The sequence below is a fragment of the Streptomyces sp. NPDC052036 genome (assembly GCF_040680495.1).
Classification (GTDB): Bacteria; Actinomycetota; Actinomycetes; order Streptomycetales; family Streptomycetaceae; genus Streptomyces.
On the sequence record NZ_JBFAWW010000010.1, the window covers coordinates 65789 to 79183 of the forward strand.

At 71.6% G+C, this 13395-nt stretch carries 9 protein-coding genes; 1 reads left to right on the forward strand and 8 read right to left on the reverse strand.

Annotated features, from left to right (window positions below; all coding sequences use genetic code 11):
• Positions 1–404: 404 nt before the first annotated feature.
• From meaB to AB0L95_RS16565, 8 genes are all read right to left on the reverse strand, one after another.
• Positions 405–1391 carry a methylmalonyl Co-A mutase-associated GTPase MeaB gene (gene meaB / locus AB0L95_RS16530; RefSeq protein ID WP_365162352.1) on the reverse strand — a complete coding sequence of 329 codons (987 nt, stop codon included), beginning with the start codon at positions 1389–1391 and terminating at the stop codon, positions 405–407.
• A gap of 12 nt (positions 1392–1403) precedes the next feature.
• Positions 1404–3581: a methylmalonyl-CoA mutase gene (scpA, locus tag AB0L95_RS16535; protein ID WP_365162354.1), complete on the reverse strand. Its 2178-nt coding sequence runs from the start codon at positions 3579–3581 to the stop codon at positions 1404–1406.
• Complete coding sequence (locus AB0L95_RS16540) at positions 3581–5392, reverse strand: methylmalonyl-CoA mutase family protein (protein ID WP_365162356.1); 1812 nt, start codon at positions 5390–5392, stop codon at positions 3581–3583. The genes scpA and AB0L95_RS16540 overlap by 1 nt, the downstream gene beginning before the upstream one ends.
• Positions 5393–5632: 240 nt before the next feature.
• On the reverse strand, positions 5633–8137 hold the full coding sequence (locus AB0L95_RS16545) for an acyl-CoA reductase (RefSeq protein WP_365162358.1): 2505 nt from the start codon (positions 8135–8137) through the stop codon (positions 5633–5635).
• Positions 8134–9300 (reverse strand): acyl-protein synthase, encoded by a 1167-nt coding sequence (locus tag AB0L95_RS16550; RefSeq protein ID WP_365162360.1) that lies wholly within the window; start codon positions 9298–9300, stop codon positions 8134–8136. Before AB0L95_RS16550 ends, AB0L95_RS16545 begins: the two co-directional genes overlap by 4 nt.
• Positions 9297–10433, reverse strand: coding sequence for a GNAT family N-acetyltransferase (locus AB0L95_RS16555; RefSeq protein WP_365162362.1), 1137 nt, complete (start codon positions 10431–10433; stop codon positions 9297–9299). The genes AB0L95_RS16550 and AB0L95_RS16555 overlap by 4 nt, the downstream gene beginning before the upstream one ends.
• A complete protein-coding gene (locus AB0L95_RS16560; protein ID WP_365162363.1) occupies positions 10430–11719 on the reverse strand; it encodes an MFS transporter in 1290 nt (429 codons plus the stop codon). The genes AB0L95_RS16555 and AB0L95_RS16560 overlap by 4 nt, the downstream gene beginning before the upstream one ends.
• The gene (locus tag AB0L95_RS16565) at positions 11716–12978 is read right to left on the reverse strand and encodes a phenylacetate--CoA ligase family protein (protein ID WP_365162365.1); all 1263 of its coding nucleotides are present in this window, start codon (positions 12976–12978) and stop codon (positions 11716–11718) included. The genes AB0L95_RS16560 and AB0L95_RS16565 overlap by 4 nt, the downstream gene beginning before the upstream one ends.
• Between AB0L95_RS16565 and AB0L95_RS16570 the strand changes: the two genes are divergently transcribed.
• A complete protein-coding gene (locus AB0L95_RS16570) occupies positions 12880–13095 on the forward strand; it encodes a hypothetical protein (RefSeq protein ID WP_365162503.1) in 216 nt (71 codons plus the stop codon). The genes AB0L95_RS16565 and AB0L95_RS16570 overlap by 99 nt on opposite strands.
• Positions 13096–13395 lie beyond the last annotated feature (300 nt).

A 13395-nucleotide genomic window follows, 5' to 3' on the forward strand; every position in this document is an offset into this window, starting at 1 on the left:
CTCAGACCGCGCCGGGCAGCGCGAAGACGGCGCAGGTCGCCGTGGTGTGCGCGTACAGCCTGCCGTCGTCCGCCCCCGGTGATCCGCGCCTCGGCGGTCGCCGTCGTCCGGCCGACATGGACGGCTCGTCCCGTGCACCGCAGGGTCGGAGTCGCGGCCAGCACCGGCCTCACATCTCCTGCGGACCACGCGACTGCCCCTGGAGGTCATCGCTCGCAAGGTCCGCTACGAGCACGCCAACACCCTCCGCATCCTGCTGTGCGAGCGCACCGGAACGACCGCGGGCTCACTGCGCAGACGATGACCTCGCTCCGACGGGCCGGCGAGGTCGGTCCGGGCCGCCGGCTCCGGTGATCACGTCCGGGGCGAGTCGGCGACGAGCGGCGAACCGGTCGAGGCCGGGCTCAGCTCTCCTGCCCCCCGAAGGCGTACAGGATCTGTTCGGCGGCCCGCGTGGCCGTCAACTCGCCATTCCTGACCTGCTGTTCCAGGGTGGGCGCGAGGGTCCGGACCGCCGGGTCGGCGTGCAGACGGCCCAGGAGCTCGTCGCGGACCATGGTCCAGGTCCAGTCGACCTGCTGATCCCGGCGCCGGGCGGCGAGGCGCCCGGTGGAGTCCAGCAGCGTGCGGTGCTGCTCCAGCCGCTCCCAGACGGTGTCGAGGCCCGTCGACTCGCGTGCGCTGCAACTGAGCACGGGCGGCGTCCAGAAGGCGCCCCTGCCGTGCATCAGCCGCAGCGCGCCCGCCAGTTCACGTGCGGCGGCGTGCGCGTCGCGTGCGTGCGGGCCGTCCGCCTTGTTGACGGCGATCACGTCGGCCAGCTCCAGGACGCCTTTCTTGATGCCCTGCAACTGGTCCCCGGTGCGGGCGAGAGTGAGCAGCAGGAAGGAGTCGACCATGTTCGCGACGGCCGTCTCGGACTGGCCGACGCCGACCGTCTCCACCAGGACCACGTCGTAGCCGGCGGCCTCCATCACCACGATCGACTCGCGGGTCGCCTTGGCGACCCCGCCGAGCGTGCCGGCGGTGGGGGAGGGGCGCACAAAGGCCGCCGGGTCGACGGCCAGCCGCTCCATCCGGGTCTTGTCGCCGAGGATCGAGCCGCCGGTCCGGCTGGAGGACGGGTCGACGGCGAGCACGGCCACCCGATGCCCGAGGCCGGTCAGCATGGTGCCGAACGCGTCGATGAACGTCGACTTGCCCACCCCGGGCACTCCGCTGACACCGATCCGCCGGGCCTTCCCGCTGTGCGGCAGCAGCTCGGTCAGCAACTCCTGGGCCAGTGCGCGGTGCTGGGGACGGGTCGACTCGACGAGGGTGATCGCACGGGCGATCACCGCCCGTTTGCCGTCGAGAACTCCCTTGACGTACGTGTCGAGGTCGATGGCCATCGGCTCATGGCCTCACAGGTCGCCGTGTCCGAGGTCGGCCGCCAGCCGCGAGATCAGGTCGTGGGCGGCGTCCGGGATCACCGTGCCGGGCGGGAAGACCGCCGCCGCGCCCATCTCCAGCAGGGTCGGCACGTCCTGGGGCGGGATCACCCCGCCGACCACGATCATGATGTCCTCGCGTCCCTCCTCGGCGAGCTGCTCGCGCAGCGCCGGAACGAGGGTGAGATGCCCGGCGGCGAGCGAGTTCACCCCGACGATGTGCACGTCCGCCTCAACGGCCTGACGGGCCACTTCGGCCGGGGTCTGGAACAGCGGGCCGACGTCGACGTCGAAACCGAGGTCGGCGAAGGCCGTCGCGATCACCTTCTGTCCGCGGTCATGGCCGTCCTGGCCCATCTTCGCGACGAGGATGCGCGGGCGACGCCCCTCGGCCTCGGCGAAGGCGTCGACCAGGGCGCGGGTGCGGTCCACGGACGGGGACTCGCCTGCTTCGTTGCGGTACACGCCGGAGATCGTACGGATCTGGGCCGCGTGCCGTCCGTACACCTTTTCCAGGGCGTACGAGATCTCTCCGACGGTCGCCTTCGCACGGGCCGCGTTCACCGCGAGCTCCAGCAGGTTTCCCTCGCCGCCGGCCGCCCGGGTGAGCGCGTCCAGCGCGTCCTGGCAGGCGGTGTCGTCCCGCTCCTCGCGCAGCCGCCGCAGCTTGTCGATCTGCTGGGCGCGCACCGAGGAGTTGTCGACCTTGAGCACCTCGATCTGCTCGTCGGAGTTCACCAGGTACTTGTTCACACCGATCACCGGCTGCCGCCCGGAGTCGATACGGGCCTGCGTGCGGGCCGCGGCCTCCTCCACGCGCAGCTTCGGGATACCCGCGTCGATGGCCTGCGCCATGCCGCCCGCCTGCTCGACCTCCTGGATGTGCTGCCAGGCGCGGCGGGCGAGGTCGTAGGTCAGCCGCTCCACATACGCGCTGCCGCCCCACGGGTCGATCACGCGCGTGGTGCCGGACTCCTGCTGGATCAGCAGCTGGGTGTTGCGGGCGATACGGGCCGAGAAGTCCGTCGGCAGCGCGAGCGCCTCGTCCAGGGCGTTGGTGTGCAGCGACTGGGTGTGGCCCTGGGTGGCCGCCATCGCCTCCACACAGGTGCGGGTGACGTTGTTGAACACGTCCTGCGCGGTCAGCGACCAGCCCGACGTCTGCGAATGCGTGCGCAGGGACAGGGACTTGGTGTTCTTCGGGTCGAACTGCTTGACCAGCTTGGCCCACAGCAGTCGGGCCGCGCGCAGCTTGGCGACTTCCATGAAGAAGTTCATGCCGATCGCCCAGAAGAAGGAGAGCCGGGGCGCGAAGGCGTCCACGTCCAGGCCCGCGTCCCGGCCGGCCCGGATGTACTCCACACCGTCCGCGAGGGTGTACGCCAGCTCCAGGTCGGCCGTCGCACCCGCCTCCTGGATGTGGTAGCCGGAGATGGAGATGGAGTTGTAGCGGGGCATCCGCTGCGAGGTGAAGGCGAAGATGTCGGAGATGATCCGCATCGACGGCTTCGGCGGATAGATGTAGGTGTTGCGGACCATGAACTCCTTGAGGATGTCGTTCTGGATGGTCCCGGCCAGCTTTTCGGGCGGCACGCCCTGTTCCTCCGCCGCCACGATGTACAGCGCGAGCACGGGCAGCACGGCGCCGTTCATCGTCATCGACACCGTCATCCGGTCCAGCGGGATGCCGTCGAACAGCTGCCGCATGTCGTAGATCGAGTCGATCGCCACGCCCGCCATGCCGACGTCACCGGTCACCCGCGGGTGGTCGCTGTCGTAGCCGCGGTGCGTGGGCAGGTCGAAGGCGACCGACAGGCCCTTCTGGCCGGCCGTCAGATTGCGGCGGTAGAAGGCGTTGGACTCCTCGGCCGTGGAGAAACCCGCGTACTGCCGGATCGTCCAGGGCTGGTTGACGTACATCGTCGGATACGGGCCCCGAAGGTACGGGGCGATGCCCGGGAAGGTGTCCAGGAAGTCCAGGCCCTCCAGGTCCTGCCCGGTGTAGAGCGGCTTGACCGTGATGCCCTCAGGGGTCTCCCAGGCCAGTCCGGCACCGTCGGTGGCCTTCTTGACGGCCGTACGCCACTCGTCGGAGCTGTGGCCGGCGACCGGGGTCCCCAGCTCGATCGCCGAGAAGTCGGGGATGGACATCAGGACACTCCCATGCGGTCGAGCGTGGCGGAGAGCACGGCCACGGCGTCGCAGCCGGCGAAGACATACGTGTCGACACCCGCGTACGAGCCCGGACGGCCGGCGAGGAACACCTGCCGGGCGCCCGCGGCCCGCAGTTCCTCCGCGGTGGCCTCGGCCCGCTCCTCATACACCGTGTCACTGGAGCACAGGCACGCCTCTCGCGCCCCGCTCTCCTCGAAGGTGCCCTCGGTCACGGGTTCGATGCCCCCCGCCTGGAAGAGGTTGGCGGCGAAGGCGAGCCGGGCGGTGTGGGCGGCGGCCGGACCGAGCGCGGCCAGGAAGACACGCGGCCGGGCGCCGGTCGCGGCGAGGTGGGCGTCGGAGCGGGCGCGCAACGCCTCGAACGCCTCGTCCCGCCGTACCCGGGGCAGGCCCCCGGACGGCGGCTCGGGCGCGGCGGCGCGGACGACCGGCTTCTCGGCCAGGTGCGGGAACTCACTGACACCGGTCACCGGCTCACGCCGCTCGGCGAGCTTCGCGCTGCGCACGGACCAGGTCTCGGCCAGCCGCTCGCGGATCAGACCGGAGCGCAGGGCCGCCGCCTGTCCGCCGGCCCGCTCGATCTCCTGGAAGAACTCCCAGGCCGCGTGTGCGAGGTCGGCCGTGAGCCGCTCCACGTACCAGGAGCCGCCCGCCGGGTCGATCACCCGGGACAGATGCGACTCCTCGATGAGGATGGCGGAGGTGTTGCGGGCGATACGGCGCGCGAAGGCGTCCGGGAGCCCGAGCGCGTGGTCGAAGGGCAGCACGGTCACGGCGTCGGCGCCCCCCACCCCGGCGGCCAGGGTCGCGACCGTCGTGCGCAGCATGTTCACCCAGGGGTCACGGCGCGTCATCATCACCGGCGAGGTCACCGCGTGCTGGAGCTGTGCCCCCGCCTGCGGCGCCCCGCAGACCTCGGCCACCCGCGCGAACAGCCGCCGCGCCGCGCGCAGCTTGGCGATCGTCAGGAACTGGTCGGCGGTCGCCGCGTACCGGAACTCCAGCTGGGCACAGGCCTGTTCGACGGTCAGTCCCGCCCCGGTCAGCTCGCGCAGACAGGCGACGGCCGTCGCCAGGGAGCAGCCCAGCTCCTGGGCCGCCGAGCCCCCCGCCTCGTGGTACGGCAGGGCGTCCACGGTCAGCGCCCGCAGCCCCGGATACCGGTCGGCACACAGCCGGGCCAGCCCGGCCACGGGCGCGATGTCGTACGACTGTCCGGTGCGGGCCTCGTGGCCCAGCGGGTCGGCGCCGAGGTTCCCGCGGGCCGCGTCCGCGGCGACGCCCCGTTCCTCGTAGAGCCGCAGCAGCCGCCGCGCGGCGGCCTCGGTCTCGGCGCCCGCGTCCAGGACGACGGGTGCCAGGTCGAGGTACACGCCGTCGAGGGCGCGGTCGAGCGACGGGACGGGGATGCCGGAGGACTCGCCGACGGCCAGCCACAGCGAGGTGGCGCCGTTCTCCAGGTCGTTCAGGATCGCGCCGCCGTCGGCGACGGTGTGCTGCTGGCGTACGTCCCAGCCGCCCACCGTGTTCCCCTCGGCCCGGCCGCCGCGCACGAAGGGCGCGAAACCGGGCAGACCGGGATCGGGTGCGTGGTCGCGCCCGGTGTACAGAGGGCGGGTGCGCAGCCCGCCCTCCAGAACGGTGGACAGGGCGTGCTCTGCCTCGGCGTCCGGGACTTCCTTGCCCGACTTGCGCAGCACGCCGGCCACCAGGTGCTGCCACTGCTCATGTGTCGCGTCAGGGAACTCGGCCGCCAAGGAGAGCTCTTCGTCAGGCAGGACGGTCATGCTCGGATGTTAGGGCAGGTCAGCAGAGGAGCAGCAGAGGGCACGGTTGTGACCTTGTTCTCGTTGGGCGTGCGAGGGGGCTCTCGTCCGGCGCGTGATGGGGTTCTTGTCCGGTGTGTGCAGGTGTTTCCCGCCGGACGTGTGACGTGGTTCTCGTGCGAGGACAGACACCGCAAACGACTCTCCGGCGCCCATGTGGGGCGTGCGGGGTGCGGGCGGACCGGCCGCACCCCGCCATGGCTAGCGGAGATCGACCACCGTGCGCAGTTTGCCGCTGGTCGCCGTGCGGTCGAATGTCTCCCTCCGCACGGTCTCCACCGCGAACGCGAGCAGGCCCTCCGCCTCGGCCGAGGCCAGCTCCGCCACCTCGGCGGCGAGCGCGTCCCGCGCGGCGACCGGGTCGGACGCGTACCCCTCGTCGAGGCGGACCGTCAGCAGCTCGCGGCCGGATCCGGGGGCGATCAGCAACTGCATCTCGCCGTGGTAGCCCAGCCGCTCCTGCGTCGCCCGCAGGATGCGCCGGTAGTTGAAGAAGTACGTGCCGACCCGCACGACATCGCCGTAGCGCCCGAGCAGTTCCAGACGCGGTACATGGCTGCCGCAGGGGCACGCGCCCTCGACCGCGCGTCCGAGGTCGCCGATCTCGTAGCGGTCCAGCCGCTGCCCGGCGCGCGCCCGCGAGGTGAACACCAGCCGCCCCGGCTCGCCCGGCGGCACGGGCCGGTCCGCGTGCGGGTCGAGGATCTCCAGTGTGTGCAGATCGGTCAGCACATGGTGGACCGATCCCCCGGATTCCGCGCACTGGTAGCCCAGCGGCCCCAGATCGGTGCTGCCGTACGCGGCCGAGCGGATCACCTCGACGCCGAACTCCTCGGTGAGCACCCGGCGTTGCTCCGCGGTGAAGTGCTCGCCGCCGTAGAACACCGTCCGGATGCCGCCGTAGGCACGGAGCCGGTCCGCCTCGGCGTGGAACAGCTGCCACAGATAGGAGGGCATGCCGAAGAGGGTGTCCGCCCGATGGGCGACCAGCGCCTCGGTGACCACGGCGTGATCGGGTCCCGCGGCCATCGGGATCTGGGTGGCGTTGAGCCGTTCGAGGATGGAGAAGAAGCTGATGAAGCTTCCGTACATGCCGCCGCAGTAGAAGAGGTTGGCCGCCCGGTCGCGGGCCGGGTCGAACCCCGCCGCGAGCAGCCCGTCCGCCGCGGCGCGCATCTGGTTGTCGTAGTCCTCGCAGGTGAACACCGACAGCGCGGGCGCGCCCGTGGAACCGCCGCTGCGGAAGTGCAGATGCGCGTGCTCCGGCGCCAGGGACGTCAGCGCGCGCTGTACGTCCTCCTTGCCGAGCAGCGGCCCGTCGGGCGCCGGAGGCAGCACCGGCGCCGCCACCAGATCGTCCAGGCAGGCCACCGTGCGGAACGCCGCGTCGGACGCGCGGACGCTCACGCGCCGGCTGTACCGCTGCAACGCGTAGACCCCGTCGTGCGGTTCGCCCTCGTAGCCCTCCAGCATGGAGCCGACCGGAGTGACCCGGGTGACGCCCGCGGCGAAGGCCGTCCGCGCCAACTCGGCCACGTCCGCCCTGCCGCCGCCGATCGCCATGGTCTGCAGATAGCGGCGCATCGGCCGCAGTGTCGCGGTGACCGCGTGCCGCGGCAGCGGCTTCACCAGGACGCTGCGGTGCAGAGGGGAGGCCTCCAGCGCCGGACGGGTGTCGGCCAGTACTCGCCAGGAGCCGTCGGCGGCGGCGATCACCCGGGTCAGACCCAGGTGCTGTTCCAGCCGGGCGAGCTGTTCCACGGTCGTGATCTCGGCCTGCTCGGCCGTGCTCGGCCGCGGCGCCGGCCGTGTGCCGGAGACCTGGGCGAGGTGCTCGGCGAACCGCTCGGCGAACGCCAGAACCTCTTCGGCGTCCTCGGAGTCCAGGTAGACCACCTGCGGACTGGAGCACGCCTGCTGGTCGAAGCGGCAGACGTCCTCGGCGAGCGCGTCGAGGGTGCCGGCGTCGGCTGCCGCCTGGCGGGTCAGATAGGCGAAGGAGATCCGGTGGCCCCACTCGACGATCCGGCAGCCGGGCGGCGCCAGGTCGCTCACCGCGCCTACGGCGTCCTCGCCGCCCCACACGGCGATCGCGTCCGCCTGACCGCACAGCGCCCGCAGCCACTCCCGGCGCGAGGACGGGAAACGCAGGGCCACGACGCGTTCGGTGATCAGCCCGGTCGGGTCGGCGGCGCCGAGCGCGGCGAGCAGATCGAGGGCGAGCGGAGTGTCCGCGCTGCTGGTCTTGAGCACGTTGAGGTTCCCGGCCAGCAGCCCTTCGACCACGCTCAGCGGCGCCACGGTGGCGGCGTTCCCGGGGGCGATGTGCACCAGCAGGCCGACCGGGGCCCAGGCCTCGTACACCGTCTCGCGGGCGTCCGGCCGCGTCAGCCGCTCCGGCCGGAGCCCGCCGAGCTCCCGGCGGAGCTTGCGTTCCAGGGCGTTCCGGGTCAGCGCCGAGGCCAGCTCGGCGAGAGCGGCGCCGGCCTCGTCGGCGGGCAGGTGCGCCGCCAGCCGGGTGTGCAGGGCGGAGGCGGGATCGGCCAGTTCGGAACTCACCGCGGCGCAGGCGCCGAGCACCACGTCGGTGGGCAGCGGTCGCGCCAGGACCCGGCCGGTCAGCTCGTGCAGTGTGGCGAGCCGGCGGGCGGCCTCGGCGTCGTCGACGAACTCGCCCTGCCAGAGGTGAGGTGCGGAAGCGGTCACGACATTCCCTTCAGGAGTTCGGCTGCCGCGACCGCGCAACTGCGGTTGCGGCTCACCCCGGCACGGCCGTGCACGGTGAACCAGTCGGTGGACAACGGGCAGCCGCACTCCTCGCCGGGGTGCAGCGACGCCAGGTCGCCCATCACGACGCTGTGCGCCGGTACGGCGGTGATGTACGGGCTGACCAGGTGCAGAAAGCCACGCTCCCCGTACGGCAGCGGGCGCAGCGTCGCCGGGTCGCGCACGGCGGCGCGCGACCATACGGGCACATGCAGCCGGTGCTGCGCGCACTCGATGTACGGCACGCAGTGCTCGACCGACCCGAACGTGTCGCGGACCCGGTCACCCGGCACACCGAGCCGCTCGGAGATCTCGGCGTAGAACTCCTCCTTGCCGATCTGCCGGTCGGCGTGGCCCTTCCAGCCGCCGCCCAGCACCACCAACGACCCCTCGGGCAGCCGCAGCGGCGGCAGTCCCATGGCGCACATCCGCTCCAGGGTGAAGTGCAGGAAGGCGGGGAAGCCCAGGATGCGGACCGGAACGTCGTCCTCGGCGTACCGCTGGAGCGCCGCGATACAGCCGTGCACATCGAACTCATGGCCGGAACCGGTGTGCCGCAGTGCGTGCGTGGTGTGCCGGGCCGGTGCGAAGTCGCACAGATAGTTGTCGGTGAACGAGGTGCCCAGTTTCAGCGACGGCGCGGGCTCGTAGCTGTAGAGAAGGTAGTTGACCGGCTGATCGGGGGTGATCCAGCCGTAGTGGTCGAAGATCCGGGCCACCATGCGCTGCGCCGAGCGGATGGTCCACTCGTCGAAGAACATCTGCGACTTCTGGCCCGTGGTGCCCGAGGAGGTCAGATGCAGGAAGACCTCGTCGCGCGGGATCGACAGCACCTCGTGGCGTTTGAAGAACGCGGCGGGCACCAGCGGGGTGCGCACCCCCTCGCCCACGGTCGGCGCGGGGATCTCCGGCGGATCCTGGAGCAGGGAGCCGAAGAACGGGGAGCGCCGCGCGTGCCAGTCGTTGGCCTCGGCCATGGCGGCGGCGAACAGCGCGTCGGCCTCGGGGCCCGTGTCGTACGGCGACGCCAGGTCGCACAATTGCTGCACATGGCCGAGTGCCGCCGGGTCGGGGACCTCGACAGGAGCGAGATGGGGGTTCATCGGGACACCTCGTGAAGGGGCAGATAAGTGGCGGTCCAGGCGCTCAGATAGGCGCTCAGATACGGCTGGAGCAGCGGGCTGACCGCCGTCGTCCTGAAGTCGATCTGACGGCTGGTCCGGGACAGCACGACGTAGTCGTGGAAGCGCTCGTCCATACGGCGCATCGCCGGGTACACCGCGCTCGGCACGAAACCCGAGGCCAGGAAGACCTCAAGTGCCTTGGTGTCGGCGAGCGGCAGGAGCGTCTCGGCGTAGTCCGCGCCGGCCCGGGTGACCACGGAGATCAGGGCCTCCGACGCGCCGGTCACGGCCGAGGGACGCGGATGCACCGCGATCAGGGCGCAACTGCCCGCGACCGGGTCCAGATCGGCGTACGCCTCGAAGCTGCCGTCGGCCGCGACCAGCAACGCGTTCGGCGTGTGCAGGGGGAAGAAGCGGTCGCTCGCGTCGGGGAAGCGTTCCAGGAAGCGACGGCGGACGAAGGCCGAGGCGGCGATCAGCTCGATCGGCTCGGCGCCGGTGAGGGCCGGCCGCGCGGGGCGGGTGGGGATATGTCCCGTGCCCGCGTAGTCGACGCCGATGCCCGAGGACGCCGCGGACAGCAGGGCCGCGAGGCGTTCCGGTACGCGCTCCACGGGGGCGCGGCGCTCCAGTACGCCGTCGGCGTAGCGGGCGAACAGGGCCAGGCTCTCGCAGCCGTCGACCTCGACCGCGTTGGGCATCAGGCCGAGCGGCCGGAAGCCGTTGCGTACGACGACATGCTGGGGGCCCTCGGTGACGACGCGGACGGTGGCGTACACCGAGTCGAGGCGGCCGGTGCCGAACGCCTCGTCGCACACTGCACCGGTCAGCACGGAGGCCAGGCCCCCGCCCCGGTGTCCGGGGTGCACGGCGAGGCCGACGAGCTTGCCGATGCGGCTGCCCGGGTCGGTCTGCACGACGGCGGAGCCGACCAGGGCGCCCCTCTCCGTGCGGGCGGTGAGCCAGTGCGCGGTGCCGTCCACGATCAGCCGGTGCATGACGGCCGGGTCGCTGCCGAGCGGCACGGGGTAGCCGTGCCCGTAGACGTCGAAGTACAACTGCCGCAGTTCCGCGATGTCCTGGACCGCGGCGGGAGCGAGGACGACGCTCATGACACGTCTCCCGACACCGCGACCTGATGCCCGGCGGTGGTGGACGGCTCATGCTCCGGAACGTCCACGCGGCCAGCCAGCCACCACAGCGCCAGAGCCACCGGGACGAGACCGGCGCCCTGCACCAGGCACAGTGCGCGAGCGGTCAGATGGTCGCCGAGCGCGCCGAAGACGAGTGAGGAGACGGGGAACGTGGCGCCGAGCAGCGCCTGCATCGCCGTGAAGAAGACCGCCTTGTCGTCGGTGGGCACCAGCCGCTGGAACAGCGCGACGAAGCGGACGCCGATCACTCCCACGCACCAGCCGGCGACGACCATCGAGCCGGCCGCCACCGCGTGCCCGGTGAGCAGGCCCGGCAGACCGAGGCAGGCGGCCATCACCGCCAGACAGATGCTGCCCAGGGCGACCGGGCGTCCTGGAAGGCGCCCGCCGGTGAACGACCCGACGAGCGTGCCCGCACCGAGTGCCACCTCCAGTGAGGCGACGGTCGAGCCGGTGGAGTGCAGCACCCCCCGGGTGTACAGCGGCATGACGACGTAGACGGCCGTGGTGAAGACATTGGCGGCGGCGAAGCAGACCAGGACGCGGCGGACGAACGGCAGTCCGGCCAGGACGCGGCGCAGTGTGCGCCGCTCGGGCGCGGCCCCGCTCGCGGGCCCCTGCGGGGCGGTGGCGCGCGGGAAGCGGACGGAGCCGATCAGCAGGGCCGCCGACAGATACGCGCCCGCGCACCCGGCGGCGACGTCCGCGAGGCCGCCCGCGTCGACCACCAGAGGGCCGAGGAGCCCCCCGGCGAGCCCGGCCAGCGACTGGGTGGACAGCTCGAACCCGGTGGCCGCCTCGATGTCCGCGTCATCGACCAGCTCGGGCACCGAGGTCGTCAGGCACGGATCGAACACCGCCTGGCAGGTCGCCAGCGCCAGTCCGGCCGCGTAGACGGCGGCCACGGGCAGCGTCCCGGCGTACGTCCAGACCGCCGCGGCCGTGGCGAGGACGCCCGCTGCCCCCGCCGCCACGGCCAGCACTGTACGGCGCGCGTGCCGCGCGATGACGCGGGCCACCATGGGGGCGAGCGCGACCGCGGGCAGGGTGCTCACCATGAGGAACAGACCCGAGTCGAGCCCGCGGTGGTCGCCGCCGGCGAAGCCCACCAGCCACCAGACCGCACCGACCTGGAACATCCTGCTCGCCATCTGGGTGAGCAGCTGACCGACCCAGACCGTGCCGAACGACCGGTTGCGCAGTACGACGGGCAGACGCCGCGCACCGGGTACGGGTGTGCTCATGAGTGCGGCCGTTCGTCGACCACACGGATCAGCTTTCCGGAGCGAAGGTTGACCGCCAGCTCCCGGTGCCGCACCCACTCGACGGTGAGCGGGTCGACATGCCCGGCGGCGATCGCGCTCGCGTAGGCCGGACGCTGCTCCAGGACCGCCTGGACGACGGTCTCGCCCAAGGCGGTGTGCCGGCCGCCGGGTTCGCCCGTCGCCAGCCGCAGCACCAGACCGTCCCGGCCGTTCTGGCGGCGCGTCACGAGCTGCAGCCCGGTCACCTCGCCCGCCGCGTCGGCGGCCGTGACGACGTCGTGCACGTCCTGCGAGTACAGCGAGACGGGCCCGACCCGCACGCCCTCCTCGGCGCGACCGAGGATGCGGAAGACACCCGCGTCCCGTGCCACCCATGCGGCCCGGTCACCCGCCGGATAGCGCAGAATCGGCATCAGCCGGCGGCGCAGGTCGGTGACGACCAGCCGGCCCGGCAGGCCCTCCTTCTCGATCGGCAGGCCGGTCTCGTCGTCGAGTATCTCGACCACCGTGTAGGGGGCGAACACGCGGTGCACCCGCGGATCGTCGCCGGGCACCGCCTCGCCGAGCAGTCCCGCGTCCACGCTCGCGTATCCCAGGGAACGCGCCTGAGCGTGCGGGAACGCGGTCTTCAGCAGGGGGAGTTGATCGCCGAACAGGCACTCCCCGCCGAAAAGAAGCAACTCCACGTCCGGCAGGGTGCGACCGGCCGAGGCGAGACGCTCGGCGAGCGAGCACAGCGTGGTCGGCGTTGCGGCGACGACCTGGACCCGGAATTCGTGCAGGGTGGCCGCGGTGGATTCCCAGGGTGTCGCCCCGCCGATGGGCAGCCGCACATTGGCCACCGGGGATCGGTGCAGCGAGTCGAGAACGAAGCTGAAACTGGCGTACAGATCACCCGCGTAGAACAGGTCGGCCACCCGGTTGCCGGGCCGCAGCCCGGCCGCGACGAGGCCGGCGCCGAATGCCGTGGTGAACTCACGCCATTCCGTACGGGTGTAGTAGGAGAACTTCGGGGACCCTGTCGTGCCGCCGCTGCGGAAGACGACCGCCTCGTCCAGGGGCGCGGTGAGCAGTCTGTTGTCGCGCGGTGAGTTGGCCCGCCAGAATTCCTCCTGGGGTACCACCGGAAGATCGGTGAGATGGGCCACCTGATCGGGAAGATCAGCGTAAAGCTCCCGATAGAAAGGCGAGTTGCGGCGCGCGAAGCGTATCAGCTCCACGAATGGTTGAACTGGCATCAATTCCTGCTCGGAGGCATGCTCGGTGAACCGTCGGCAAAGGGAAGGGCCGACGGCAGCGCGATGGATGGTGTTCGCCAGGAAACGGCGAAGAGGCGTGTGCCACTGACGATGTGATGGATTGACGCACCCGGAAAAGCCGGGACGCCCACACCCGAAGGATATCTCATCATTCGGAACACTCTTGCGCCAACTGGCCGCCTGTGCATCGAACTTCGGCCATGCGCGGACGGGCGGTGACGGTATGGGTTCCCTCTCCTTCAGGAGACGGTCGTCACAAAGGGGGCTGGTTTCATAAGCAATTGTTGAGGCTTCTTCAAGAAGCCTTTATGGGAATGGTGATGACGCCGGCTTCCGGCCTTCACCGACTGCGCCCTCGCGATCTCCCGCACACCCGGACGGCGGGAGATCGCGGTG

Coding starts and splice junctions, on each gene's coding strand:
- meaB (WP_365162352.1), bottom strand. CDS start 1,391: ATGGCCATCGACCTCGACACGTACGTCAAGGGAGTTCTCGACGGCAAA.
- scpA (WP_365162354.1), bottom strand. CDS start 3,581: ATGTCCATCCCCGACTTCTCGGCGATCGAGCTGGGGACCCCGGTCGCC.
- AB0L95_RS16540 (WP_365162356.1), bottom strand. CDS start 5,392: ATGACCGTCCTGCCTGACGAAGAGCTCTCCTTGGCGGCCGAGTTCCCT.
- AB0L95_RS16550 (WP_365162360.1), bottom strand. CDS start 9,300: ATGAACCCCCATCTCGCTCCTGTCGAGGTCCCCGACCCGGCGGCACTC.
- AB0L95_RS16555 (WP_365162362.1), bottom strand. CDS start 10,433: ATGAGCGTCGTCCTCGCTCCCGCCGCGGTCCAGGACATCGCGGAACTG.
- AB0L95_RS16560 (WP_365162363.1), bottom strand. CDS start 11,719: ATGAGCACACCCGTACCCGGTGCGCGGCGTCTGCCCGTCGTACTGCGC.
- AB0L95_RS16570 (WP_365162503.1), top strand. CDS start 12,880: ATGGGCCACCTGATCGGGAAGATCAGCGTAAAGCTCCCGATAGAAAGG.
- AB0L95_RS16565 (WP_365162365.1), bottom strand. CDS start 12,978: ATGCCAGTTCAACCATTCGTGGAGCTGATACGCTTCGCGCGCCGCAAC.